This is a genomic window from Desulfobacula phenolica (assembly GCF_900105645.1).
Taxonomy (GTDB): domain Bacteria; phylum Desulfobacterota; class Desulfobacteria; order Desulfobacterales; family Desulfobacteraceae; genus Desulfobacula; species Desulfobacula toluolica.
This window is the reverse complement of the sequence record NZ_FNLL01000002.1, coordinates 151,968-178,481: the sequence shown is the minus strand read 5'-3', so window position 1 is coordinate 178,481 and position 26,514 is coordinate 151,968. Positions and strand designations below refer to the sequence as shown.

Genomic DNA, 26,514 nt, shown 5'->3' with positions numbered 1-26,514 from the left:
TTATGATTAGAAGAATACTGAATTCAAGACTTCCTTTGATGGTTTATAATCCGGTAAAGGTATTTGATATAAAGTATTTTATAGAAATTTTCAACGCTGGCGCTCTTCCGGTATTTGATACGGAATTTATACCCCATGATGAGATCCTTCAAAACGCCAGGTTGCTTTCCAGAGAAAAATTAAGTTTTGGTATTCGACTTTCAAATCATGACACAGACCTGATCGAAAAAATCAAACATCTGCAGATGGTGAATCTTGATCTATTAGTTTGTCCTATTTCAAAAGATGATACACCTGCGGATTTCAGCAATTTTGCAGACACTAAAATTGTTCTTGAAATAAAAGATATTAATATCAACGATAAGATTAAATCAGTTGATCCCCATGCTATTGTCCTAAAAGGAAATGAAGCCGGTGGAATGGTGTCAAAATATTCTTCTTTTATCTTGATGCAGTGGTATTTGAAAAATAGCGGACTGCCCCTGTTCATTCATGGCGGTGTGGGAAAGTATACGGCAGCAGGCATGTTTGCCGCCGGTGTCTCAGGTCTTGTCATGGACAGCCAGTTTCTCATGACCGATGAAGCCCCGGTATCGGATAATTTTAAAAAGCTTTTGGGAATGGTGGATGAAAGTGATTCCACCGATATTACGGTTGACGGCAGCGATATTTACAGGGTGTTTGCAAAACTGGGAACTAAAATTGTTAAAGACCTGAAACTCAAAGCAGTTGAATTTGCTGATGATCCACAGGGAAGAAAAAAACTGTATGAATTGATCGAAGATAATATGACTGCATTTGACAAAACAGATGTCCAGTTTATCCAGTCTCTTTTTTATCTGGGCCAGGACGGTATATTTGCAAAAGACTTTATAAAAGAGTCAAGTTGTCTGGGTGATATTATTTCAAGCTTATTTAAAACCATTGGTGAAAATTTAAATTTTATTGATGAGTTTGACCCTGTAAAACCGGACTCTGCATTTGCCGAAGCCCAAGGAACGAAATTTCCGCTGATCCAGGGACCCATGGCAAATATTTCCGACAGTTCTGATTTTGCAAACAAGGTTCTTGAACAGGGGGCTTTGCCGTTTTTTGCAGTGGGAAGTCTTCCTGAACAGCTGGCCGACGATATGCTCAAAGACGGTGCCCGAAAAGTGGATAATTTCGGTGCAGGGCTTGTGGGTATTGAAGCCTTTAATCCTTCTGTAAAACAGCACCTGGATATGGTGAAAAAGTATAAGGTTCCCTATGCATTGTTTGCCGGCGGGATTCCCTCCCAGGTGGCGGAACTTGAAAAAGCAGGCACCAAAACTTATCTTCACACTCCGTCAATTTCCATGATGGAAAATGCTTTGAAAAGCGGGTGCAAACGGTTTATTTTTGAAGGCGGGGAAGCCGGCGGCCATGTGGGAACCCTTTCCAGCATGGTGCTGTGGGAAGCTGCCATTGCCGCCTTGATCAATAAAGAATATGATTTGTCAGATCTGTACCTGGTATTTGCCGGTGGTATTTCCACCTGCTTTGCCTCTTTTTTTGTTTCAGGGTTTGCCTCTTTTCTTGCAGCCAAAGGGGCTAAAATCGGTATCCAGGTGGGAACAGCCTATCTTTTTGCCGATGAAATCGTGGAAACCAAATGCATTAAGTCCCAATACCGGGACATTATCCTCAAAGAAAATGAAACCATGGTGATCGGTAAAAGTCTGGGATTGGCCTCCAGGACCGCTCCGACAGAATTTGCCAGGATGATGGTGGAAAATGAAGCCCGGATGATCAAGGACAAAGAGAGTCTTGAGATTAGAAAAAGGGCTTTTGAAAAAAGAAACATCGGCTCATTGCTCATTGGTGCCAAAGGATTTATCCCGGATTTTAAGAATCCAGGACCCGAGCATTACACTTGGTTTGAGGATGATGAACACAAGGAAAAAGGCAATTTTCTTGTTGGGGACAGCCTGGCCTTTTTTGACCGGTCCGTTACCATCAAACAGATCCATGACAAATATTTTGAAGCCAAATCAACTTTGTATCAAAATGTCAATTTTCTTGAAATTTTTTCAAGCCGTAAAAACAAAATCAACGATGAGATTGCCGTTGTGGGCATAGGGTGTACACTGCCGCATGCACATGACCCGGACAGCCTGTGGGAGAATATTTTGACCAAAAAATACTCCATCAGCCGGATGCCCGAGGAAAGATTTGACCATGACCTTTATTATGACCCGGACAGAAGTGCTGAAGACAAGACCTACACCACACTTGCCGGGCATATAGATGATTTTGAGTTTGACCTGGAACGGTTCGGGTATGCTGAAGAAAAGGCAAAAAAATTGTCCCGCAGCCAGAAAATGGTGTTGCAGACCGCATACAAGGCCGTTGAAAATGCCGGACTACTGGGCGAAAACAATCAGCTTATCTGTGATGATCCTTCAAGGACCGCTGTTATTGTTGCCACCTGCCTTTCCAATGAACTGGGAAATAACCTTCAACTCAAGTACTGGTATCCGGAACTGGTTTCCATGATGGAAAAAACAGATGAATACCAGGTCTTAAGTGATGAAGAAAAACTCAGCGTAAAGCAGACCCTGCTGGAAGGCATGGAAGGTGAAAATCCAGGATATGATCCGGTTCACGGCATGCTTTTAAACATTGAAGCCTCACGGATTGCCCGCCACCTTGGTATCCGGGGTGTAAACTACATTGTTGATGCTGCCTGTGCCTCTTCTGTGACCGCCCTTGATGCCGGAATCGGTGAATTGTTATGCGGTGACCATGATCAGGTCATTGTGGGTGGGGTCAATACCCATCTGGCCCCGGAATCTTTTATCGGGTTTGCAAAAATGGGAACCTTGTCCAGCGTCGGATCATATCCTTTTGATGAGCGGGCAAGCGGGTTTATCCTGGGTGAGGGCTCGGTTATTTTTGTGTTAAAAAGAATGAAAGATGCCATCCGGGATAAAAATCGTATTTTCGGGGTGATCAATTCCATTGGGTCCAGTTCCGACGGCAAAGGAAAAGCCATTGCCGCACCAAATCCGGCGGGTCAGGTATTGAGTGTCCAGCGCTGTTTTGAAAATATAAGACCCGGCATTAAACCTGAAGATATCGGATTTATTGAAGCCCACGGAACATCCACTACTATTGGTGACCAGGCAGAGCTTGAGACCTTGAATTCAGTCTATAAAAATGCAGGTGCCGGTATCAGTTCCATTAAATCCCAGATCGGACATCTTTTGGGATGTGCCGGTTCAGCGGGCATTTTAAAGGCATTATTAACGGTTAACAAAGGTATGCTGCCGCCCAACGGGCAATTTGAAACTCTTTCTAAAAATCATAATTTAAAAGAATCTTCCCTGTTTATTGTAAAAGATGCCAAAGAGTGGACGTCTGACGGTAAAACATCCAGGAAAGCTGCGGTTTCGTCTTACGGGTTTGGGGGGATTAATTACCACATTGTAGTTGAACAGATGACACAGGCTTACAAGTCGGTTCCCCGGGATATTTTTACGGATACCGACTATGACTTTAATGATGACCGCATTGTGGTTGCAGGTCTTGGAGTGTTTCTTCCGGGTGCAAAAAACACCAAAGAGTTCTGGGAAAAGCTTGAATCAGGAAAAAAACAATTGTCCGACATCCCGGCTTCTCATTTTGATAATGATGCGTATTCAAATCTTGATAAAAAATCTCCCTATTGGCTTCCCAAAGTCAATGCAGGTGTGGTCAAAGATTATAAATTCAACAACCTGAAATACCGGATGCCTCCCATGATGGTCAAATCCATTGAAAGGGGTCAGATTTTCGGACTTGAGGCAGCCAATGAGGCTCTTGAAAGCTCAGGCCTTTTGGATCAGTTAAGCGCTGCCAACAAGGTTGGTACTATCCTGGGCACCATTGCCGGAGAGCGGCAGAGCAAAAATATTATCCGGGTTCGAAAACATTTTGTGGGTAATCTGATTAAAAATTGTTCCAAGATTGATTCAGATGCCGGCACAAGGCTTTCCGAACAACTTGTGGAATCTATCCGCAACGCCTTTCCCGAGAACAACGAGGATACAACCCCTGGTTTGTTGTCCAACATCATTTCCGGCAGGATTGCCAATTATTTCGGGTTAAACGGTGCCAATTATGTGATTGACGCATCCTGTGCCTCGTCCTTTATTGCCATGAGAAATGCCGCCCGGAACCTGAAACACAAAGATCTTGATTTTGTTCTTGCAGGCGGAGTCGACTGCAACCTTTACCCGGCTGTTCTCATGGCGTTCAAGCGTCTTGGACTGTTGTCGGAAGGTGATTGCAACTTTTTTGATTCACGGGCTGACGGTTATGTGATGGGAGAGGGCGCAGCCATTCATTTGATGACCACTTATAAGAAAGCCCGGGAGTATGATATGCAGATCCTGGGGGAGATCAATGATTGTGCCGTACGTTCAAGCGTGCCGGATCACCTGCTTTCTCCTTCGGAAAAAACATTTGTCTCCACCATCAATGAAACCTATCATAAAAGCAGCATCAGAAAGCAGGATATCCAGCATCTGGATCTGTTTGCATTTTCCAATATTTTCGGGGATATCGTTGAAAAGCAGGTGGTTGAAAATTGTTTTGATCATGAAATGCATTGCGGAAATGTAAAACCCCAGTTCGGGTATTTCAAGGCTGCCAATCCAGCGGTTGCCATGGCAAAATTGATGCTCATGAACCATAAGGGAAAAATTTTGCCTGACTTTAATTATGAGTCTGAACATTCTATTTTAAATGACAGTAAAATTTTAAAACCTGCGGACCGGATAAAGGTCAGGACCAAGGGTCAGCCCTTCAGGTTTGCATCCAATGTCAATGGTATTGGCGGCAACCACTGCCATATGATCATGAGTACTCTGCCTGCCGTGCTTGAAAAAGAACAGCCGGCAATTGACGTTGAATTCAAGGCAGCAGCCGAGGATGATATTGTATTAATTGATCATGCCTATTCAGCGGATAAAAGGGGTCAAAAATTGAGAATGGTGGCTCTTCTTTCCGGCCAGGGCGCACAGAGAAGCCGTATGATGAAAGAGCTTTTTGAAAAAGATGCCCATATCAGAATGGTCATGGAAAAAGGCGAACGAATTTTTGTTGAACAACGGGGATATTCCCTGCTGGACATGATGTTTGGCACTGATGATGCCATTAATTCAACACAGAATACCCAGCCTGCTGTGTTCCTGTCGTCTGCCGCTGTTTACAGCCGGTTGTCCCAGGAGGGATTTTCTCCGGATTATTTTATCGGTCACAGTGTGGGAGAATACACAGCACTGTTCTGCAGCGGCATGCTTGGGTTTGAAGATGCCATGCGCCTGATCATAAAACGCTCGGATCTCATGTATGATTCCACTCTCAAGGTTCCTGGAAAAATCATGGTGGTGTTTAAAAATGAAAAAGAGACAGAGCATTTGATCAGAAAATCTTTTGTTTCCAATATTTATATCACCAATAAAAACAGTGAAAAACAGACGGCTGTCTCGGGCAAGGCCGAAGAGATTGAAAAATTCTGTGCTTTTTTGACACAGCAGGAGGTTTTTTACAAAAAGCTGAATTTGACAGGTGCTTTCCATACCCCGCTGCTGAAAGATGCTTCGGATAAGTTAAGAGCTTACCTGGACACCATTACCTTTAATGAGACAAGATTTGGAAGAATTATCTCCAACACCATTGCCGGACCATATCCGGAAAGACGGGCCGAGGTCAAAGACCTTTTAGCCAGACAGATTATTTCGCCGGTTGAATTTATCAAATCCATTGAACATGTGTATGCATCCGGCAGAACCCATTTTATAGAGATCGGGCCTTCAAGGCTGCTGGTGAATCTCTTGAAAAACATCAATATTGGGGAATATGATACTGCCGTATCCGTGGATGCCAAAATCGGCGAGGTGAAATCATTTGATGCCTGCAGAAAATACCTGGCAGACTGCAACAGCATTTTTGAAACAAAATCTGTGCCTGCAGTTGAACCAAAATCTTTGCCGGTAGTTGAACCAAAACTTGCAGTAAAATCCAAAGAGGAGCTGCCTCAAATAGAGATGTCTGAAGATTTTGAATCCTTTAAGCTGAATAACAGCAAATTGGTTGATCAGATCCTTTTCAAGGAATATCAGCGCCAGCAGCGTGAAAACGCCATTGAGGCCATTGAAAGATATAATTTTAATACCAATAGAATTTTGATTTCAGGGGTTTCAGTGGGCCTTCCAGGCAAAACAAGACGGGTTTTTGCAAGTGATAATTTTGATGCCATTTTAAACGGTGAAAATTTTATTGATTCTCTTACAATTGAAGAACAGGAAAAAATAACGGACAAGAATATCATCAAGCTCTACAAACAGCCTGATGGTAATGCCAGGTTTGTCCAGATCACCAAAACCGAAGATGTTATTCATCTGGCCGGACAATTGGGCTATTTTGATCTGACTGATGAATACGGTATTAAAGAACAATACGATATCACCATGGGCATGGGTATTGCCGCCGGAATCGAGGCGTTAAAAGATGCAAACATACCTTTGGTGATGCAGTATAAAAAGGTGAAAGACGGCAAGACAATGATTCCCAACGGCTTTGCTTTGCCTGAAGATATGCAGGAAGAAACCGGTGTGATCATTACCTCTTTATGGCCCAACGGGGAAACCCTGATGTCGGAGATGGAGAAATATTTTTACGAAAAATTATTTCTCAAACCCTATGAAGAGTTTGAAAATATCTATTATTTTCTCATGGAGAAAATTAAGGATCTGGAGATTAAAGAACGCCTTACAGACTGGTTTTTCAAGGCAAAAGCAAGAAAACGTTCGGATTTTGACACCTACAAGTTTGACCGTAATTTTCTTGCCAATGCCTGTCCATTAGGATCGGCCCACCTGGCCCAGATCATCAAGGCCAAGGGACCTAATACGCTGGTCAGTTCCGCCTGTGCTTCCACCACACTTGCCATCGGCATAGCCGAAGACTGGATCAGGGTCGGTCGATGCAAGCGTGTGCTTGTGGTGGGCGGTGAAAACGCAACTTCCACCAATCAGAACCAGTGGGTGGGATCAGGCTTTCTGGCTCTTGGAGCAGCCACCATTAAAAAACGGGTGTCTGAAGCTGCCAAACCCTTTGATGAAGACCGGAACGGAACCATTCTGGGTTCGGGCGCAGTTGGCCTGGTAATTGAAAGTGAAACCTGTGCAAAAAAAAGAGGTATGAACGGCCAGTGCGAGATCCTGGGCACTCATATTGCCAATTCCGCTTATCACACCTATAATATTGATGTTCCCCATATGTCCCACGAGATGGATAAATTCATCACAAAAGTGGAACAGCAAAACGGCATGCGCAAAAAAGATTATGCCGACAAATTATTGTTTATGTCTCATGAAACATATACGCCTGCAAGGGGAGGAAGTGCTGATGCAGAAGTCACTGCCCTTGAGACAACATTTGCCGAACACCTGAACAGTATCTGCATATCCAACACAAAGGGTTTTACCGGCCATACTCTGGGTGCTGCCGTGGAAGACGTGGTACTGGTTAAAGCCTTGCAAAAAAGAAAAGCTCCTCCCATTGCCAACCTTAAAAAAATTCCCGAGCATTTTAAGAAACTCAGTTTTTCAGGCCAGGACAAGATTGATTCTGAATATGGCCTGCACTTGGCTGCAGGGTTTGGCTCCCACTTTGCTTTTATGTTTGTCAAACGGGTGGAGGAAAATGTTGTTAAAGGCAATGACCGATACCAGGCCTGGTTAAAAAAGATCACCGGATCGGAAAATCCCGAGCTGAAGATTATTGACAATACCTTGTGTGCCGTGGCAGGAGGAGAAGCTTTGCCTTCGTTAACCAAGAAAACAAGAAAAGTTGAAAGCCCAGGAATCCAGGCTGTTCCTGCCAAGCCGACCATAGCTGTCCCGGCTGCGGTTGTGGCACAGACAGCAGCACAGATTGATGCAAATCCTGTTGCCGTACCAGGCCAGGCTGCCATTTTTACAGCAATTAAAACAATTATTGCCGAGCAGACCGGATACACGGTAGATATGCTGGAAAATGATCTGGATCTTGAAGCAGACCTTGGAATTGATACTGTAAAACAAGTTGAGATCTTTGGAAATATTGCTTCGCGTTTTGGATTTTCAGTACCTGATGATTTAAAGCTTCGGGATCTGAACACTATCGACAAGCTGGGAGAGTATGTTGAGACAAAAGCTGGTATGTCTGCGGCAAATTCGGCTGCGGTGACACCGGATGTGATTCAGTCTGATCTTGTTAAATCGGATACGGTTAAATCAGAATCCAGACCGTTACAAAACGCAAAAGTTCCCTCCAATGCGGTTGCCATGATCAGAGACGTGATTGCCGAACAGACCGGGTATACGGTTGACATGCTGGAAGATGATCTGGATCTGGAGGCAGACCTCGGCATTGATACGGTAAAGCAGGTTGAAATTTTTGCAAAGATTTCATCCACGTTTGGATTTTCAGTGCCGGATGATTTAAAGCTTCGGGATCTGAACACCATTGCAAAGCTTGCAGATTATGTTCATACAAGGATTGGAACGGATGTGACCGGACAAAACAAGACTGAGCCCGACCCGTCCGGTCAAACACAGCCCGGTCAATCACAGCCCGAAAAGGGGGGCGCAAAAGCCAAAGCAGCTGCCGCTCAAAGTCCTTCCAATGTCGTTGATACGGTCAGGGAAGTGATTGCTGAACAGACCGGCTATACAACGGACATGCTGGAAGATGATCTGGATCTTGAAGCTGATCTTGGGATAGATACTGTGAAACAGGTTGAAATTTTTGCCAAGGTTTCTTCTAATTTTGGATTTTCAGTACCGGATGATTTAAAGCTCCGGGATTTGAACACCATTGCCAAACTGGCTGAGTATGTTCAATCCAGAACCAGCGGGGCAGGTGAGAGTGCATCAGGTGAGAACATATCCGGTGAAAACATATCAGGTGAAGTGCAAACACAGGAAAAATCATCAGAAGCGATCCGTGTGGCTGACGATGCACCGGCAAAAGAAGAGGATGCGATTTTCATAGTTAAACAGGTGATTTCAGCCCAGACCGGGTATACACAAGACATGCTGGAAGATGATCTGGATCTTGAAGCTGATCTTGGCATAGATACGGTGAAACAGGTTGAAATTTTTGCCAAGGTTGCTTCTCATTTTGGTTTTTCAGTACCTGATGATTTAAAGCTCCGGGATTTGAACACCATTGCCAAGCTGGCCGACTATATTAAGGACAGGTCAGGCAAGGCACAAGCACCCCAGGCGGAACCAGCAGTTCTTTCGGCAGGCGATGATGCCTCACAGGCAAAGCAAATTCTTACGCCTTCAAAGGCGGACGATGAGTTTCCTGATCCGGCATCCCCCATTAAGCGCTTGATTGTCCGGGCCTGTGAATCAGATATCCCGCAACTGGCTGACAAGGATTTTAAAGACAAAAAGATCATTGTCTCCCTTGACAGTAACGGATTTGCCAAAGAGATTATCAAAAAAATACAACAAAAACAGGGCGAGGTTATTACCATTGGTGCCAAAGACGCTGATTTCGCCTTTGACCTGACAGATGTGAAGGCCACGGAAAAAAGGGTGGAAGAATTTAAAAAAGCCTACCCGCAAATCAACGGTTTTATCCATTTGGCCCCACTTGACAGCTATTTTGATGCCAAAGGGGATTTGGATGAGGACCTTAACACGACCATTAAATCTTTTTTCGTGATGATCAAAAGCCTGTTTGAAAACCTTGATCAAAAAGAGACCCTCATTGGAACCATATCCTTTGATTCGGTTGTTTTTCCCTATATGGAAGAGTGCGGTGATATTCATCCTCTGTTTGCAGGCCTTTCTGGGCTTATGAAGACGGTAAACAAGGAGTTGTCCGACACCATGGTCAAGGTGGTGGATTTTTCCTACAAAAACCCGAAAAAGAGTGTTGATAAGATTACGGATCTGTTCTTGAATGAGCTTTTGTCTGATGACACACAAGTAGAGGTGGGATACAAGAATAAAAAACGGTATGTCATCTCCATGAAACCGTCCATTGCAGATAAAACGCAGCAAATCATATCAGATAACGATACCATGCTGGTTACGGGCGGAGCAGGCGGCATTACTTATGAAATCATAAAAAAGGTGGTGACAAAGTACAAAACAAACCTGATTATCCTGGATATCAATGATATTTACAGCACAGATCAAAAGTACCTGGATAAAGCATCCACCCAGCCGGAGCTTATGGCCCTGCTGAAAGCCGATATGCCGGGGGTTAAACCCGTTGAAATCAAGCGGGCTTTGGATCGCCTGATGCGGGTGCGACAATCCATTGACAATATTGAAACTCTTCAGTCCATGGGGGTCAGTGTTGAATACAATTGTGTTGATGTAACAGATGCCGATGCTGTAAAAGCTACTGTGGACAAGTATGACAGGATTGACGGCGTTTTTCATGCCGCCGGCATGGAGATGAGTCAGTTTATCCCCAAAAAGGAACTTTGGTCTTTTGAGCTGGTGGTGGATGTCAAAGTCAAGGGCATGAGAAATCTTCTGGCAGCCTTTCAGGACAGGGATTATAAATATTTCTTTACCTTCTCGTCGGTCACTGCCCGTTTTGGAAACGAAGGCCAGGCAGATTATACAGCAGCCAATGATTTCCTTGGAAAAACACTTTTCAGACAAAAACAGCTTCATCCTGAAAGAACCTACAAAGTATATGCCTGGACTGCCTGGGGCGGGGTGGGAATGGCAACCAATCCAACTGTGAAAATGGTTCTGGAGGAAAGAGGCATCCAGTTTCTGCCCATGGATCAGGGAGTCAAGTTTTTCATGGCTGATCTTTTGGATACGACAGAGTCTGAAATGGTTTTTTCCGGCCTTGATTACTCTTTTGACAAGGATGGTATTCTGGGTGACCCTGCAGATATTGCTTTTCCTTTTCTGGACACCCCGGTTGAAAAGACTGATACAGGCATGACCTATTCAAGGGTGCTGGATATTGAAAGGGATCTTTTCCTCCACGATCATACTATGGACGGTGTGCCGCTTTTTCTTGGTGCCACAGGCATTGAAACCATGGCTGAAGTGGCAGGTTCCCTGTCCGAAGACAAGGCCCTTTTTGTGGAATTGTCCGATTTTCAGATTCCTTACGGTATTAAATTGTTAAAGCAACGTCCCAAAGAATTGCTGATTTCAGGAAAACGTGAGCAAGACGGCCTTTTTGACTGCCGGATAACTTCTGTATTTAAAAATCCCAACGGGGTTGTTATGGGTGATCCAAAGCTTCATTATGAAGGCAAGTACAGGTTTGCACAAAAGCCGTTAAAAACAAAAAAGATCAAATTGCCGGAATTTAAACCGGTTTCCTGGAAAGGCGATCTGGAAACTTTGGTATATAACCCCAAACGCTTGTTCATGTTCGGGCTTTTCAACACCATCACGGATATTAATTCTTTTGACGGCACGACATTGGTCACAACAGTGCAAGACAACAGCAACAAAGAGTTTTTCAAAGGGGTGAAAAATCCCAATTTTGTGGCAGCACCCATACTTGTGGATGCCATGTTCCAGACCGGCGGCCTTCTTGAGTTTTTTACCTCCTCAAGAACTGTTTTGCCTTATAAAATAAAATCCTTTAAATTTTACAAAGATGTTGAAAAACATATGAAATATTTTTGTATCACCCGGAAGACAGACTCAGGTGAAGAGACCAATACCTATGACCTGACACTGGTGGATGAAAAAGGGGTTGTGTTTATTGAGGTGGACAGCTTTGAAATGGTGAAGCTCAACCGGCTTGATTCCGAGGATCAGATTGCTGATCAGCTTGAGTTCTCTTTTTCAGAAGAAAAGGTGGATTCAACGGTCAGGTAAATATATTTTCCTGAATACATAAATACATACGCCTCTGGCTGGAATACCGGGCAGAGGCGTATGTTAACTTGTCGCCATCTTTTTATTGCCGCCTTTTCATAACGGGCGATCTCACCCTACGATTTGATTTGATTTCTTTTATTTTCTGGTTCGCTTATAAAAGCATTGATAACACATGTTTTGATTCAGGCATTTCCCATGGGTTTCAGGTTGGTCAACATGTCATTGGCTGTGATGGCCCCTTGGGATACTTGATTTCTAGTCGTTTCAATCATGTATGATATGGTGTAAATCATGGTTCTGTTTACAAGATACTTGATGGCAAAGGCCTGCGGGTCAGTCATATTTTTTATGAAAAGAGCTGATATTGAATCGTTCACCAGTTTTTTTATTTTTTTGTGTATTTCCTTTTGTGTCTCGTCCAGTTCCCCGTTTTCCATGGCACCCCAGACAGCTGGAACAATGTAGGTGTTTTCCATCATCAAAAACATATCTCTGTATGTATAAAAAATGTCATTTGCCGTATGATTTATCATTTTTTCCAACACTCTGCTGATACTTAACAATTTGATTGCTTCATCCATGGCATACCGTCCTTATTGTTTATGGGATTGTTTTTTTGTTTTTTTTTTGCTGAACAAACAAGATAGAGTTATAAATTATTAGATACCATAAATCTCGTATACGCTTCAATAATGAATTAAATTTTTTATTTTATAAGACGGCAAAAAAACGGGCAGGGGGCCTGCTTATGGGAAAAGTTGATAACAAAACCAAGTCAACAGACTGTAGAACAAGGACAGATTCCTTAATGGATTGTCCTTGTTCCTGTTTTTTTTAGGGGTGCAATAATGCGGATAGGGTTCTTCAGGCACATTTTGAGATTGACATTTGCTGGGATTTTACCCAGGTTCTTTTCAGGAGCCTGAAAATTTCTTTTGGCATACCGTATGGAAGATCCACAAAGGAAAATTCCTGGTTGATATTTATATGGCCGATGTGTTTGCTGTCAAGACCGGCTTCATTTGCAATGGCTCCGACAATATTTCCAGCCTGGACCCCGTGGAGACGTCCCACTTCAATTCGGTATCTTTCCATGCCTTTTTCCAGGGGTGGCACACTTGCTTGTTCCTGGGGAGCAATGTTTGTTTCTTTTGTGGGAGTAATATTTGCTTTTTGGGAGGAGGTTTGTTTTTTCATTGGTTTGGGTGTTTGTTTTCTTGCTGTATTACCCGGCTTGTTTGTTCTTTCTGTCGTGTTCCTGTTATTTGAAATGTTTTTCGGGGCAGCCTGTTTTTTTCGGGCTGGCTTAGCTGTTGCGGTTTTTTTGTCTTTATCCGCAGGCAACAGGAAAGGGCTGTCTCCATGGGCTAATTTCGCAAGGGCAGCTGCAACCTGTACAACAGGGATGTCCTGTTCCTGGGCATATCCTTCAAGCAGTTCTTGAAAAACACTCAGGTCTTTTGATTCCAGGGTCTGAGTAATGGCCTGCTTAAAGTCAGCTATTCTCTTCTTATTAATGGTTTTGTTGGAGGGCAGGCTGATTTCCTGAATTTTTTGTTTTGTGGTCTTTTCAATAACTTTCAGCATCCAGCGTTCATTTCGGGAAACAAACAGTATGGCTTCTCCTGTCCGACCGGCTCTGCCGGTTCTGCCGATCCTGTGGACATAGGGGTCAACTTTGGAAGGCATGTCATAGTTAATTACATGGGAGATTCGGTCCACATCAAGACCCCTGGCCGCAACATCAGTTGCCACCAGAATGTCGATATGGCTGTTTTTCAGCCGGTTAACGGTTCGTTCTCTTGCATTCTGGGCAAGATCCCCGTTCAGGGCCTCGGCTTTGAATCCTTTGTCTTCAAGAATTTTTGCCAGCTCAAGTGTTGCGGTTTTGGTTTTAACAAAAACAATCACCCCGTCAAAGGAGACAGCCTCCAGTATACGGGTCAGGGCGTGCGCTTTTTTAGCTCCATTGACCATCCAGTATTGCTGTTTGATGGTATTAAGTTCCGTGTTGTCCGGTTTGATAAAAAATTCTTCCGGTGATGTAAGATATTTTTGGGCAATCTTTTGGATTGGCCTGGGCATGGTGGCTGAGAAAAGAGCGGTTTGTGAATCGGGTGGCGTTCTGTCCAGTATCCATTCCACATCATCAATAAAGCCCATGTGAAGCATTTCATCTGCCTCATCCAGGATTACACAAAAAAGGTCTGCAAATGACACGGTTTTTTTTCGCATATGATCCATGAGTCGGCCGGGTGTTCCCACGACCACATGGACTCCCCTTTTGAGCTGGTTCAGCTGAATTCCGTAACTTTGTCCTCCGTAAACGGACAATACGTTCAGCCCTTTCATTCTTGCACCATAGGTCTTAAAGGATTCTGCCACCTGGATGGCCAGTTCCCGGGTGGGGGTCAATACCAATACCTGGGGCCGTTTGTTGTCAAGGTCAATCCGGGATAGCAGTGGCAGGGCAAAGGCGGCTGTTTTGCCGGTGCCGGTCCGGGCCTGGCCCAGCACATCTTTGTTCCGGATCAGATGGGGGATGGTCATTGCCTGGATCGGGGTTGGAGTTTCATAGCCCACATCCTGCAATGCAGAAAACACAGGGGGGCTCAAGTTCATTTCGTCAAACCCGGTCAAGGGCAAGTTGTTCTGGGGCATAAGGTTCCTTACATAAAAGGCCGGGATCACCGACTAAAGAAATCAAAAATTGGAATTATACATGAGTTCGTTATATTAATCAAGAACCATTTTTTTTGGGTTTAAGCATAAGTCCGGGCAGCATGGTCGTTTCCACAAGCTGCCGCTGGGCTTCAAATTCTTCAGGAGTGTCGGCTTTGGAAAATTGCAGTTCATTTCCAAAGGTCAAAACAACCTTTGAAAAAGGCTTGGGAAGCATGAATCTGTCCCAGGAATTAAAAAACCAGGCATGTTCCGCATGGGTATAAAAAGGCACCACTAAAGCGTTTGTTTCCAGAGCTATTTTAATAACCCCGGCCTTGACTTTTCCTATGGGTCCTGTGGGACCGTCAAGTATATGGGCACCAAGCTTGTATGTTGTCAGGTGATTGATCATGGCATCCATGGCTTTTTTACCTCCCCTTGAGGAGGAACCTCTGGGGGTATGCCACCCGGTTCTATTGGCTACCCCGGCAATAAGCTCTCCATCCCGGCTTTGACTGATCATGAGGCCTGGATTGAATTTTGAATAGGTCTTAAAATGCCGGATGGCGGAAAAAAACTGCTGGTGCCAGGCGCAAAGCAGGATTGGTTTTCCCTGTTTCAACAGATGTTGCCATTTTTCTTCATTGATGACCTTAAGGCGGAAGGTCAGACTGTAAACCCGGATAAGGTAATAGGCAAAAACAATAAAGGGGCGGGTATAAATAAGAAATTTTAATTTTTTAAACATGTCGGCTCTCTTGAAATTCATTAAATTATGAGCAATTTACCAATTTCTCAGAAGAACGCAACTTGTTTTTCAATTCGAATTATGATTATAGTTAACCCTTCTTTAGGCTACCTGTTTTAATAGAATTTTTGGAGGTCAATTTTGGAGGTTAGTATGGAACTGAAAACCATAACAATTGAAAATCCGGATGAATTAAATTTTATTCTGGGCCATTCTCATTTTATCAAAACCGTTGAAGACATTCATGAAGCTATTGTTTGTACAGTACCCAATGCAAAGTTTGGTGTGGCATTCTGTGAGGCATCCATAGAGCGCCTGGTAAGGTATAGCGGAACAGATAAAGATTTGATTGAACTTGCAAAGAAGAATGCTTTTGAACTTTCTGCAGGTCACTCTTTTATTATTTTTATGAAAGATATGTTTCCCATCAATATTCTCAATACCATTAAAAATGTACCAGAGGTTGCCAGGATTCACTGTGCAACGGCAAATCCCGTGCAGGTTATCGTGGCCCAGACAGATCAGGGACGGGGAATTCTCGGAGTGATTGACGGGTTTTCACCAAAAGGTATCGAGACTGAAGAGGATATTGAAAAAAGAAAAGGATTTTTGAAAATGATCGGGTATAAACTATAGATTCAACCCTGCAACAGCAGGTATGGATTGTAAAATTCCATGCCTGCTGTTGTATAAAGTATAAATCCTTAAAATGTAATGATCTGATATCCTTTTTCAATAAATTCTCCCATGGAAGGGTGACCTGACATGTCACCTATAAAAGGAATGCCTTGTTTTTCAATCTCTTTTTCAACTTTAAGTTTAGCCGAGCATGCCTTGCAGGCTCCGTGCAAAAGGCCCAGTTTTTTTGCTTTCTGATAAAGGGTTGAAAGAAAATGTTCTGGTTTGGCCATTTGAGGAATTAGTGTAAGAGCTTCCCCTTCAATGATGATCAAGCCTTCCTGGCCGCGTTCATGAAGATCAATGCCATTGAGAAGAACATGAATAAAACACAGTGGGTCGCCCCGGAATGCAAAGATTACTGATTTTTGATTTGTCATTTTATACTCCTTAAGTATTTGTCGGGATTAAAATTTGTTTATTTTATCATCATGGTTTCCGGCATTCTGACCGCAACCACACTTCCTGTTGCACAAGTTTGACCGTTTGCAAGCACCCTGATATCAACCACCACTTTTTTCCCTTTAATTTGCGCTATTTTACCTCGTGCTTCAAGTTCCACTCCCAAAGGGGTAGGTGCAAGATAATCAACTTTTATGGAAGCTGTTACAAACCGTATGCTGGGTTGAGTATCCATGTCCCGGCCTTCTTGTCGATAAACTGCTGCCGATGCCGATCCTGTTCCGTGGCAATCAACCAGTGACGCGATCAATCCGCCATATACGAATCTGGATGTGGCTGTGTGGTATTCTTTGGGCGAAAATCTTGCAACAGTCTCGTCTCCGTCCCAATAGCTTTTGATCTGTAATCCGTGTTCATTTAGTTTGCCGCAGCCATAGCATTGGCTGAAATCATCTGAATAATAATCTTGAAATGCTTTTTGTTCCATTTTTTATGACTCCTTTGAAAAAAGGTTATTTTTACATTATGCTCAACAATCAAATTTTTTATTATCTTTAGATTTGCTGATTTTTGCAATTCTTTTTGTTTTTAGATGTAATAAGATATGTAGGACAGCAAGAAAACAGGATAGCAAAAATTTGATTTGGTTTTATATGAAAGTCTTCAAAAATTCATACAGAGACTTTAAATCTTTGTTGTGGGCAAACATGGGTGAAAGACCAAGTCTGCCCGTGGCAGTTATAAAAAAAACAGATTATGCGTCAGTGTCAAGAATAAGACCCCGGCCGCTTTTTAATTGATGGATCAGGTGTTCAAATTGAGCATGGGAGATGTCGTGCTTGAACACCTGGGTGATTTTACCCAAGTTGTCAATGGCAACAACATCAATGAAAATATCATCACCTTCCTGGTATACGCAAAGACGGAACGGAGAATTTTTTTCTTCCAGATCCTTATGCGTTTCATCCACAATTTTGATTAATTCATCATAATGTTTTTTAGCTTCCTGACCGTGCTTTTTTCTTTTATGTTTTTTTTTCTCATAAGAATTGATGTTTGGCTTGTCCGGGTGAATGGACTCACTTTGATTTATTTTGGCTATGTCTTTCATTGTCCAATCCAATTTTAAGTGTCAAAGATAAGACTATTGCAAAAATATTTTTACGCTATGACATATATATCGTACACTGGAATAAAAAACTTAAGTTGTTGATTTTCTTTAGGATTGATTTTGTTTTGATTCCAGGTGCTTCTTGTGTGCCAGCATAAGTTTGATATCACCATATGAAAAACCGTCTCCCAGATTTTGTTTGACGGCTTTGAAGGAATCTGCCGGGCCTTTTGCCAGTGCAGCTTCGATGGCGTTTTGTTTTTCAGGCGAGAGTACTTTGTTGATATCCAATTGGCTGTTTTCTATAAAAAAACACAGGTGATTCTGGATGGTGCTTTCCACAAGACCCCTTTCTTCGGCGATATCGGCAATGGCCATTCCCTTATTGAACATATCAAAGCTTGTCTGCATTGTGTTTGATGCGCCTGTGGGTTTTCCAGAGGAGGTTTTTTTTTCTGGTATGTTTTTTGGTTCCGGCAGTATAACCTTTTCTATCCCATGATTTTTACGATATTCCACAACCTGTGCCAAAATTTCTTTGCCGTATTTTTCCAGGGTTTTTTTGCCAACACCGCTTATTTTTTTCAGTTTTGTTTCTGTGTCTGGCAAGCTGACTGCTATCTGGATCAATATTCTTTGGTGGAGAACCTGGAAATGGGCAATACCCTGCGCCTTGGCAGTGCTTGTCCGCCAGTCTTTAAGCTGCTGGAATAGTTCAGGATGCTCAATGTCTGACGCACTGTAGGCAGGTGTCTGTGCTTTTTTTGTTTTTTCAGGGGTAAAATCAAGCTCAGCCTTGGATATGGATCGTAAATAATGGGACGGCGAAAATGTGTTTTCACAAGATTGGATGCCGGCGCGTTTGATAATAATGTCTTGTTTTAGATTATTCAAAGCATTGCCAATTCTTTTGGCAAGTTCTTTGTTGTCTGTCTCTACCTGGAATTTTTGAACAAGATCATCAAAAATCAAGGAGAACTGTTCCTGGAACCATGCGGATGCTTTGCGGGTCCGTTCTTGAAGGTAATCATTTGTTTCCGGCAGGCCGTTATCTTCAAAAATAGTACGCAATTGCTGTTTGAATTTTTCGCTTATCGTAAAAATATTTTTCCAGGCCATTTCCTGCAAACGGCCCATATCGGTGATGCCGGACAACTGAACCAAGTTGGCATTGCCCAGCAAAAGCCGGACAAGATAGTTGAGACGGTTATGCAGCAATTGAAAATCAAAGCATTCCATGATCAGTTTTTGCTGAAAGGATATTTTTGCAGTCCGGAGCAGGTTATCAGAGGGCGGGGCCTGCCTGGCCGTTTCAACAAAGTCCAGGACAGCATCATCTGTTTCAATGCCTTGAGAAGGGATCGGAGAACTCAAAACCATGCCCTCAAAAGTTTTACACCTGCTTAAAGCCACATAAACCTGGCCATGGACAAAAGCTGAGTTGACATCAATGACTGCCTTGTCAAAGGTCAATCCCTGGCTTTTATGGACAGTTATGGCCCAGGCCGGTTTCAGGGGAAATTGTTTGAATTTGCCGATAATCTCCTCCTGGATCTCCTTGTTTTCCTCATTTACCGTATATTTGATGTTTTCCCATTCAACGGGTTCAACCTCAATCTCTTCTGGTTCGTCAGGGCAGGCAATGCTGATCCGTTCCATGGAAATCTCTGTTATTTTTCCGATTTTACCGTTGTAATATCGCTTTTCAGCAGAGTTGTCATTGCGAAGAAACATGACTTGTGCTTCCTCTTTGAGTACCAGGGAACCCGGGGTAGGGTAGGTATGTTCGGGAAAATCCCCGGAAATTTTGGCGTTAAAACGATATTCTTTTCCTGCCAATTCTGCAAGCCGGGTTCTATTGATGGTGTCGGCACTGCTGTTATGGGTGGTCAGTGTTATATAGCCCTGGTCTTTTTCAGGGGTATGGTTTTCAATATACCTCTGGTTTAATTTTTTGATTGAGTCGGCATCAAGCCGGTTGTTGCGGACCCGGTTAAGCAGTTCGATAAACCTGACGTCGGATTGCCGGTAAATATGCTTTAATTCAATGGTCAGCAATTTTGTCCGGGCAAGGGCATGGCTGCTGAAAAAATAAACCGAGTCATAATATTGCTGTAAAAGCTTCCATTCATCCTGTTTTGCCACAGGCGAGAGCTGGTGCAGATCCCCGATCATGAGCAGCTGAACACCGCCAAAAGGCTGATCATTTCGGCGGTGCTGCCGAAGTACCGAATCCACTGAATCCAGCAAATCAGCCCGTACCATGCTGATTTCATCAATCACCAGCAAATCAAGGCTCTTGATAATCCGTTTTTTTTCTTTGCTGAATCTGAACATGCGCTGTCGTTTGTTTTCATAGGCATCACTGCCCGGAATGAAAGGTCCAAAGGCCAGCTGAAAAAAAGAATGCAAGGTGACACCGCCGGCATTAATGGCTGCAACCCCGGTAGGGGCGGTTATGATCATTCGTTTTGCAGTATCTTTTTTCAGGTCATGCAAAAATGTGGTTTTGCCGGTGCCGGCTTTTCCCGTTAAAAAAATATGGCTGTCCGTGTATTGAACAAATTCCCGGGCCAGCTGAAGTTCATGGTTTATTGATGGTGTGGATGCCATATGGTTTTCCAATCATGTGCGATTAATTTTAAAAAAGCAGCCGATGCCGGATAAATTTGGGTGCATGGGAACAAATTGAGGCCAGTATGAAGACAAATAATACGACAAGTGTGGCCGACACCATTTTGTGGTATGCCAGTCCCAGAATAACCAATTTGAGGATAGTGCTGAATCCGGATACTTCTCTGAATAACTGCCTGTGTCTCAGGCCTTCTGTGACCATCAGTATGACACCGCTTACGGCAACAAGAATAAGATATAAAGGCGGCAGGGTAATCATGTCCTTCAGGAGAAATGAGGCCAGGAAGACACCCGCCCCTACTTGATGGAGCGCCCTGACAAATATCGAAAAGATTAAAACCCAATAGGGTCGATCACCTATGCGGCCCATTTTGACTTTTACAATTTCTTTTGTATCACTTCCATTGCTCATCTCTTTTATACAACCTCCTTATGAATGGTTTTAATTATTAGCACAGAAACTTAGCCTGATCAATGAGAGCTTTGCTGATTATTCTTGAAACATATTTGATTCCAGCAAGTTATAAGTTTTCTATAACTGCCACGGGCAGAACTGGTATTTCAGCTTGGTTTGCCCACAACAAAGATTGAAAGTCACTGTTTGGATTTTTTAAGACTTTCATATAAAACTTATATAGGCAACCCTTGTATTTTATTAAGGTTTGTCGTCAATAAAGATTGAGTGTCTTTGTGTGAATTTTTTAAGGTTTTTATGAAAAATTTCAGGTAAAAAAAGGGGGAGGATGAGGTAGAGATGATCGTGGATTGTATGCCTGTAAAGTTGAAGGCCATCTGTCCCTCTGATGGCCTTCAACTTAATTTTTACGCTTTTAGCTTTAATCGAATCAGCTTTTATATCAGTCTTTTATGTCAGCATGGTATTCCTGTAGGGATTTTACCTTGCCGGTTCCATTCTTTCGTGCTGCAATCCCTTTGGCAGCCGCGACCGCTGCCGCAGTGGTGGTAATATTCAAGATATTGTATTTGATGGCGGATTTACGGATATAGGAGCTGTCATGCTGGCTTTGTCGGCCGCTGGGGGTGTTGATGACAAGTTGGATGTTTCCGTTTTTGATGGCATCAATCAGGTTGGGACGGCCATAGCCAAGTTTATTCACCAGTTCACACTCGACTCCCTGTTCAACCAGAAAATCATAGGTTCCTTTGGTGGCAATGATGTTAAATCCCATATCCCTGAAAAGCCTGACAGACTCAAGAGCCGGGTATTTATCACGGTCTGCAATGGTAAACAATACACTGCCTTCAAGGGGCAATGGAAGCTGGACAGCCTGCTGGGATTTGAAAAATGCAAGTCCGAAGCTGTCGGACATACCGAGAACTTCACCGGTTGATCTCATCTCAGGTCCGAGCAGGGGGTCCACTTCGGGAAACATGTTGAACGGGAAAACCGCCTCTTTGACGCCAAAGTGAGGGATCTCCCGATGTTTAATATTCATGTCCTCTATTTTTTCTCCGAGCATCAGCTGGGTTGCGATACGGGCCATGGAGATATTACATACCTTGGAAACCAGCGGCACGGTCCGCGATGCCCTGGGATTGGCTTCGATAATATAAACGGTGTTGTCGTGTATGGCATACTGAATATTCATCAGCCCGACCACATTAAGTTCTGTGGCAATGGCTTTGGTGTATTCTGTTATGGTGTCAATGTGTTTGGGGGGGATGCTCACCGGCGGTATGACACAGGCTGAATCACCTGAATGAATCCCGGCAAGTTCAATATGCTCCATCACGCTGGGTACAAACACTTCCGTACCGTCCGATATGGCATCGGCTTCGGCTTCAATTGCATTGTCCAGAAATTTATCAATGAGAATCGGACGTTCAGGTGAAACATCCACGGCTGCCGCCATGTAATGCCTGAGCATGTCATCATCATGGATAATCTCCATGGCCCGTCCTCCAAGAACATAGGACGGCCTGACCATAAGGGGATAACCGATTGTATCGGCAATTTTCAGTGCTTCGTCAATATCAATGGCCATGCCTGCTTTGGGCTGAGGGATGCCCAGCTTGCGCATAATTTTGCGGAATCTGTCACGGTCTTCGGCAAGGTCAATGGTTTCAGGTGTGGTGCCCAGAATCTTCACCCCGGCCCGGGCCAGTTCATTGGCAATGTTTAGAGGTGTCTGGCCTCCGAACTGGACAATAACTCCTTCTGGTTTTTCTTTTTCATAAATACTTAAGACATCTTCAACGGTCAGAGGTTCAAAATATAATTTATCGGATGTGTCATAATCTGTGGAAACGGTTTCCGGGTTGCAGTTGACCATGATGGATTCATATCCGGCATCCCGGATGGCAAAAGCCGCATGAACGCAGCAGTAATCAAATTCAATTCCCTGGCCGATTCGGTTGGGTCCGCCGCCCAGCACCATGATTTTTTTCCGGCTGCTGACAGGCACGCTGTCCGGGGCGTTATAGGTGGAATAATAATAGGCCGCGTTTTCAACGCCGCTCACCGGCACAGGTTCCCATGATTCTGCAAGGCCAAGGGACAGCCGTTTTTCCCGGATTTGCTCTTCCGGTACGTTCATCAGCTGAGCCAGGTATTTGTCGGCAAAACCGTCTTTTTTGGCTTGAATCAACAGGTCGTCAGGAAGGAGTTTGCCTTTGTATGAAATGATTTTTTCTTCCAGATCCACCAACTCCTTCATCTGCTCAATCCACCATGCCTTGATATGGGTTTTGTCTGTGAGAGCCTGGATGTCGGCACCTTTGCGAAGAGCTTCGTACATGATAAACTGGCGTTCACTGCTGGGCCGGTTGAGCATGGTCATGAGTTCATCCAGTGACTTTTCATTAAAGTCTTTGGCAAACCCCAGACCGTAACGGCTGATTTCCAGGCTGCGGATGGCTTTTTGAAGGGCTTCCTTATAGTTTTTGCCGATGGACATAACTTCTCCCACGGCCCGCATCTGTGTGCCCAGAACATCTTCCACGCCTTCAAATTTCTCAAAGGCCCAGCGGGGAAATTTGGTCACCACATAATCTCCGGAAGGGGTGTATTTGTCCAGGGTTTTGTCACGCCAGTAGGGAATCTCATCCAGTGTCAGGCCACCTGCCAGCAGGGCGGAGACAAGGGCGATAGGAAAACCTGTGGCCTTGGATGCCAGGGCAGAGGAGCGGGATGTGCGCGGATTGATTTCAATGACCACGACACGACCGGTTTTGGGATCATGGGCCATCTGGACATTGGTGCCGCCGATCACTTCAATGGCTTCAACGATTTTATAGGCATATTTTTGCAGACGCTGCTGCAGTTCTTCATCAATGGTCAGCATGGGTGCGGTGCAGAAACTGTCACCTGTGTGAACGCCCATGGCATCCACATTTTCAATAAAACAAACCGTAATCATCTGGTTTTTTGCATCCCGGACAACTTCCAGCTCCAGTTCTTCCCAGCCCAGGACCGATTCTTCAACCAAAATCTGATCCACCATGCTGGCAGCTATACCACGGGCCGCAATGGTTTGAAGTTCTTCACGGTTATAGACCAGGCCGCCGCCAGTGCCGCCCATGGTATAAGCCGGCCGGATCACCACCGGGTATCCAAGCTCTTCGGCTGTTTCTTCGGCGTCTTGAACTGTGTTGACTGTCCTGCTTTTGGGCATTGAAATGCCTAACTTTTCCATGGTTTCTTTAAAGGCCGTGCGGTCTTCTCCGCGTTTGATGGCCTCCATATCAACCCCGATAATCTTGACGCCATATTGTTCCAACACACCGGCTTCGTTCAATTCGGAAGACAGGTTTAATGCGGATTGACCGCCCAGATTGGGCAGCAGGGCATCCGGCCGTTCCTTGTCAATGATTTTGGTTAGCACCTTAAGGTTCAACGGTTCTATATAGGTGATATCGGCTGTTTCGGGATCGGTCATGATGGTGGCCGGATTGGAGTTGACCAGTACGATTTCATAGCCAAGACCGCGCAGGGCTTTGCAGGCCTGGGTGCCGGAATAGTCGAATTCACAAGCCTGGCCGATAATGATTGGCCCGGAGCCGATAATGAGTATTTTGTTGATGTCATTGCGTTTTGGCATAAGTTTTCCTTGGTTGTTGTTTGGGTTTGCTGTTACGGAAAATCAGGGTTCAGTGAAAATGGGTATAAAATTTTTGCATCTTTTGTGGCCGTTTAAAAATAATTTGTTTTCATTTTTTGCAGGCCCTGATTGCATTGCTGAGCTGTGCCGGGGTTGTGCAGGCAAACGCAGTTTTATTGTTCGGTTCACGGTGTCCGGTTCAACTCCTTTTTTACGCTCATTCGTTATGAGCGTGTATTCTCGGGGTGTTAAGTCCCCTGTAAATGAGCCCTGTTAATTTGGGTATTTTTAACATAAGTGTTGACTGAAAACAAGAGTGAGGCTGTTCGTTAATATTTCTAAACGCTTTTTTCATAGGTCATTCATATCAAGCCATTCAGCAAGTTATTCAGACATGATTTTTGACTCATTATTTGTTGAGACGTGACGACAAAAACAGTTTTGCCGATAAAATACAAAACAGCCCGTTTGTGCCAAGCCAGAGACGATCAAAGTTCAAGCCAGGAATCCATCGGACATCGGCATGATCAAACAGATCCCATATCAGATGAGAGCCTAAACCAATCCCAAATGATGCTACAATTGCTGCAGGGACAAAAGACCTGAACCGCTTTGCAGGAATCAATAAGATAAAGAACAATAATCCGCTATGGAATAAAGGATTTCGGTGTCCGCCAATGCCCAGGAGTTTTATGTCCAGATCTGAAAATACAGTGCCCAAATAACATGGAACCAGGGAGATAAGGAACAAGAAAAATAATTTGATTCGTGAGGTTTTGTCATCTGCAAAAGTATAAACAAATCCCATGAGTGTTATGATTCCAACCAGGCTATGAGCTTCCCTGTAGGCACTTTTTTGATCAAATAATTTGAGTATGACTATATTGATGATAACCGCAACCATTAAAAGAAAAACCAAAACCATCAGTGGTTTTTTTGATTTTTGGGTTAAATCTTCAAGCATTGTTTTAACCGATCAGGATCAGACCTGAAGTTGATGTGTAATGTCATATTGTTTGATTTTTCGCCAGAGTGTTGTTCGACCGATACCCAGTTTTTTCGCAGCAAGGCTTTGATTCCAATTGCAGTTTTGAAGAACGTTTAAGATCTGCTCACTTTCGGTCATTGAAAGAGAAGATGGAGATGGAGTTGATTTGTGGCTTTGTACCGGTGGCAGAAGAGATATAATATCCGATTCATTGCAAACAGGTTTGTCCAGCAGCAGTATCATTCGTTCTATAAAATTTTCAAGTTCCCTTATATTTCCCTGCCAGTGTCGCTCCATGATCAAGTCCATGGCCTTTTTGTCAATTTTTATAGGTTTTTTAAGAAATTTTTTGCTCAGGTTGTTGATGAAAAAATCAACCAGCAGAGGGATATCTTCTTTTCTTTCTTCAAGTGAGGGTAATACAATTGGAATAACACACAATCTAAAATAAAGATCTTCCCTGAAATTTCCTGCTGAAACTTCTTCCAAAAGGTCTTTATTCGTTGCACAAATAATCCTGACATCAACAGGATAGGTGGAAGTACTCCCAACGGGAGTTACATTTTTTTCCTGCAATACCCTCAGAAGTCTTGCCTGCATGGCTTTTGACATTTCCGACACTTCGTCCAAAAATAAAGTGCCGGTATGAGCAGCACAGAAAAGGCCGTGCTTATCCGTATCTGCACCCGTAAAACTTCCCTTGATATGTCCGAACAGTTCACTTTCAAGGAGTGTGTCGGAAAAAGCCGCACAATTTACGGGCAGAAAAATTTTGTCTTTTCTAAGGGATAGCCTGTGAATTGTTTTGGCAATCAGTTCTTTTCCTGTACCCGAATCTCCATGGATCATAAGGCAACTGTCGGTAGGGGCCACTTTTCGAATGATTTCCAGGGCATTGCGCAAAGGTTTGCTTTTGCCGACAATTTTATGAAATTCTTTTGCTTTTGGCTGCTCAATTGATTTGAACTTCTTTTTTTTGAGGATTTTATTGATTTTTTTAATCAATTCCTTGTTGGAAAATCCTTTTGTAATATAGTCATCAGCCCCCATTGTCATTGCATCAACTGCATTTTCAATGGTTCCAAAGGCAGTCATGATAATCACATGGATTCCTGATCTGAATGCCTTGGCATCTTTGAGTACTTGCAAGCCGTCATAGGGTTTTTTCATACGAAGATCCGTTAATACCAAGTTGAAATCTTCTTTAACCAGGTGGCATTTTGCATCAGTTGGATTTTTTGCGGTAACGACATGAAAGCCATTTCTGCGCAAAAGAATAGAAAGACTTGTCAATACGGATTCCTGGTCATCAACCAGAAGGATTTTTTTCATATGTCCTCCGATCCTGT

The 26,514-nt window shown here is 43.6% G+C and carries 13 protein-coding genes; 2 read left to right on the top strand and 11 right to left on the bottom strand.

Translation table 11 applies throughout. The annotated features are described in order from the left end of the window. The first annotated feature begins 2 nt into the window (after positions 1 to 2). On the top strand, positions 3 to 11,876 hold the full coding sequence (locus BLT94_RS03280; RefSeq protein ID WP_092230362.1) for a type I polyketide synthase: 11,874 nt from the start codon (positions 3 to 5) through the stop codon (positions 11,874 to 11,876). Between the two features lie 185 nt (positions 11,877 to 12,061). Here the strand turns inward: BLT94_RS03280 and BLT94_RS03275 are convergent, their stop codons facing one another. The 3 genes from BLT94_RS03275 to BLT94_RS03265 form a co-directional block, all read right to left on the bottom strand. Next, positions 12,062 to 12,460, bottom strand: coding sequence for a hypothetical protein (locus tag BLT94_RS03275; RefSeq protein ID WP_014958976.1), 399 nt, complete (start codon positions 12,458 to 12,460; stop codon positions 12,062 to 12,064). Positions 12,461 to 12,743: 283 nt separating this feature from the next. Then, on the bottom strand, positions 12,744 to 14,540 hold the full coding sequence (locus tag BLT94_RS03270; RefSeq protein ID WP_092230360.1) for a DEAD/DEAH box helicase: 1,797 nt from the start codon (positions 14,538 to 14,540) through the stop codon (positions 12,744 to 12,746). 79 nt (positions 14,541 to 14,619) lie between these two features. After that, a complete protein-coding gene (locus BLT94_RS03265) occupies positions 14,620 to 15,291 on the bottom strand; it encodes a lysophospholipid acyltransferase family protein (RefSeq protein ID WP_014958974.1) in 672 nt (223 codons plus the stop codon). A gap of 153 nt (positions 15,292 to 15,444) precedes the next feature. Here BLT94_RS03265 and BLT94_RS03260 point away from each other — a divergent pair, with 153 nt between their 5' ends. Beyond that, complete coding sequence (locus tag BLT94_RS03260) at positions 15,445 to 15,927, top strand: adenosine-specific kinase (protein WP_092230358.1); 483 nt, start codon at positions 15,445 to 15,447, stop codon at positions 15,925 to 15,927. A gap of 68 nt (positions 15,928 to 15,995) precedes the next feature. Here BLT94_RS03260 and BLT94_RS03255 read toward each other — a convergent pair whose 3' ends face one another. The 8 genes from BLT94_RS03255 to BLT94_RS03215 form a co-directional block, all read right to left on the bottom strand. Further along, on the bottom strand, positions 15,996 to 16,349 hold the full coding sequence (locus BLT94_RS03255; protein WP_092230356.1) for a cytoplasmic protein: 354 nt from the start codon (positions 16,347 to 16,349) through the stop codon (positions 15,996 to 15,998). A gap of 38 nt (positions 16,350 to 16,387) precedes the next feature. After that, positions 16,388 to 16,858 (bottom strand): PaaI family thioesterase, encoded by a 471-nt coding sequence (locus tag BLT94_RS03250; protein ID WP_014958971.1) that lies wholly within the window; start codon positions 16,856 to 16,858, stop codon positions 16,388 to 16,390. A gap of 267 nt (positions 16,859 to 17,125) precedes the next feature. After that, entirely contained in the window at positions 17,126 to 17,482 is a 357-nt protein-coding gene (locus tag BLT94_RS03245) for a hypothetical protein (protein ID WP_092230354.1), read from the bottom strand. 108 nt (positions 17,483 to 17,590) lie between these two features. Continuing rightward, positions 17,591 to 20,095 (bottom strand): helix-turn-helix domain-containing protein, encoded by a 2,505-nt coding sequence (locus BLT94_RS03240; RefSeq protein WP_092230352.1) that lies wholly within the window; start codon positions 20,093 to 20,095, stop codon positions 17,591 to 17,593. Between the two features lie 28 nt (positions 20,096 to 20,123). Then, on the bottom strand, positions 20,124 to 20,528 hold the full coding sequence (locus tag BLT94_RS03235) for a hypothetical protein (protein ID WP_014958968.1): 405 nt from the start codon (positions 20,526 to 20,528) through the stop codon (positions 20,124 to 20,126). A gap of 445 nt (positions 20,529 to 20,973) precedes the next feature. Continuing rightward, a complete protein-coding gene (carB, locus tag BLT94_RS03230; protein WP_092230349.1) occupies positions 20,974 to 24,177 on the bottom strand; it encodes a carbamoyl-phosphate synthase large subunit in 3,204 nt (1,067 codons plus the stop codon). Between the two features lie 409 nt (positions 24,178 to 24,586). Beyond that, a complete protein-coding gene (locus tag BLT94_RS03220) occupies positions 24,587 to 25,141 on the bottom strand; it encodes a hypothetical protein (protein ID WP_092230344.1) in 555 nt (184 codons plus the stop codon). 18 nt (positions 25,142 to 25,159) lie between these two features. Beyond that, entirely contained in the window at positions 25,160 to 26,497 is a 1,338-nt protein-coding gene (locus BLT94_RS03215) for a sigma-54-dependent transcriptional regulator (protein ID WP_092230342.1), read from the bottom strand. Between the last annotated feature and the right edge of the window lie 17 nt (positions 26,498 to 26,514).

Coding starts and splice junctions, on each gene's coding strand:
- BLT94_RS03280 (WP_092230362.1), top strand. CDS start 3: ATGATTAGAAGAATACTGAATTCAAGACTTCCTTTGATGGTTTATAAT.
- BLT94_RS03275 (WP_014958976.1), bottom strand. CDS start 12,460: ATGGATGAAGCAATCAAATTGTTAAGTATCAGCAGAGTGTTGGAAAAA.
- BLT94_RS03270 (WP_092230360.1), bottom strand. CDS start 14,540: ATGCCCCAGAACAACTTGCCCTTGACCGGGTTTGACGAAATGAACTTG.
- BLT94_RS03265 (WP_014958974.1), bottom strand. CDS start 15,291: ATGTTTAAAAAATTAAAATTTCTTATTTATACCCGCCCCTTTATTGTT.
- BLT94_RS03260 (WP_092230358.1), top strand. CDS start 15,445: ATGGAACTGAAAACCATAACAATTGAAAATCCGGATGAATTAAATTTT.
- BLT94_RS03255 (WP_092230356.1), bottom strand. CDS start 16,349: ATGACAAATCAAAAATCAGTAATCTTTGCATTCCGGGGCGACCCACTG.
- BLT94_RS03250 (WP_014958971.1), bottom strand. CDS start 16,858: ATGGAACAAAAAGCATTTCAAGATTATTATTCAGATGATTTCAGCCAA.
- BLT94_RS03245 (WP_092230354.1), bottom strand. CDS start 17,482: ATGAAAGACATAGCCAAAATAAATCAAAGTGAGTCCATTCACCCGGAC.
- BLT94_RS03240 (WP_092230352.1), bottom strand. CDS start 20,095: ATGGCATCCACACCATCAATAAACCATGAACTTCAGCTGGCCCGGGAA.
- BLT94_RS03235 (WP_014958968.1), bottom strand. CDS start 20,528: ATGAGCAATGGAAGTGATACAAAAGAAATTGTAAAAGTCAAAATGGGC.
- carB (WP_092230349.1), bottom strand. CDS start 24,177: ATGCCAAAACGCAATGACATCAACAAAATACTCATTATCGGCTCCGGG.
- BLT94_RS03220 (WP_092230344.1), bottom strand. CDS start 25,141: ATGCTTGAAGATTTAACCCAAAAATCAAAAAAACCACTGATGGTTTTG.
- BLT94_RS03215 (WP_092230342.1), bottom strand. CDS start 26,497: ATGAAAAAAATCCTTCTGGTTGATGACCAGGAATCCGTATTGACAAGT.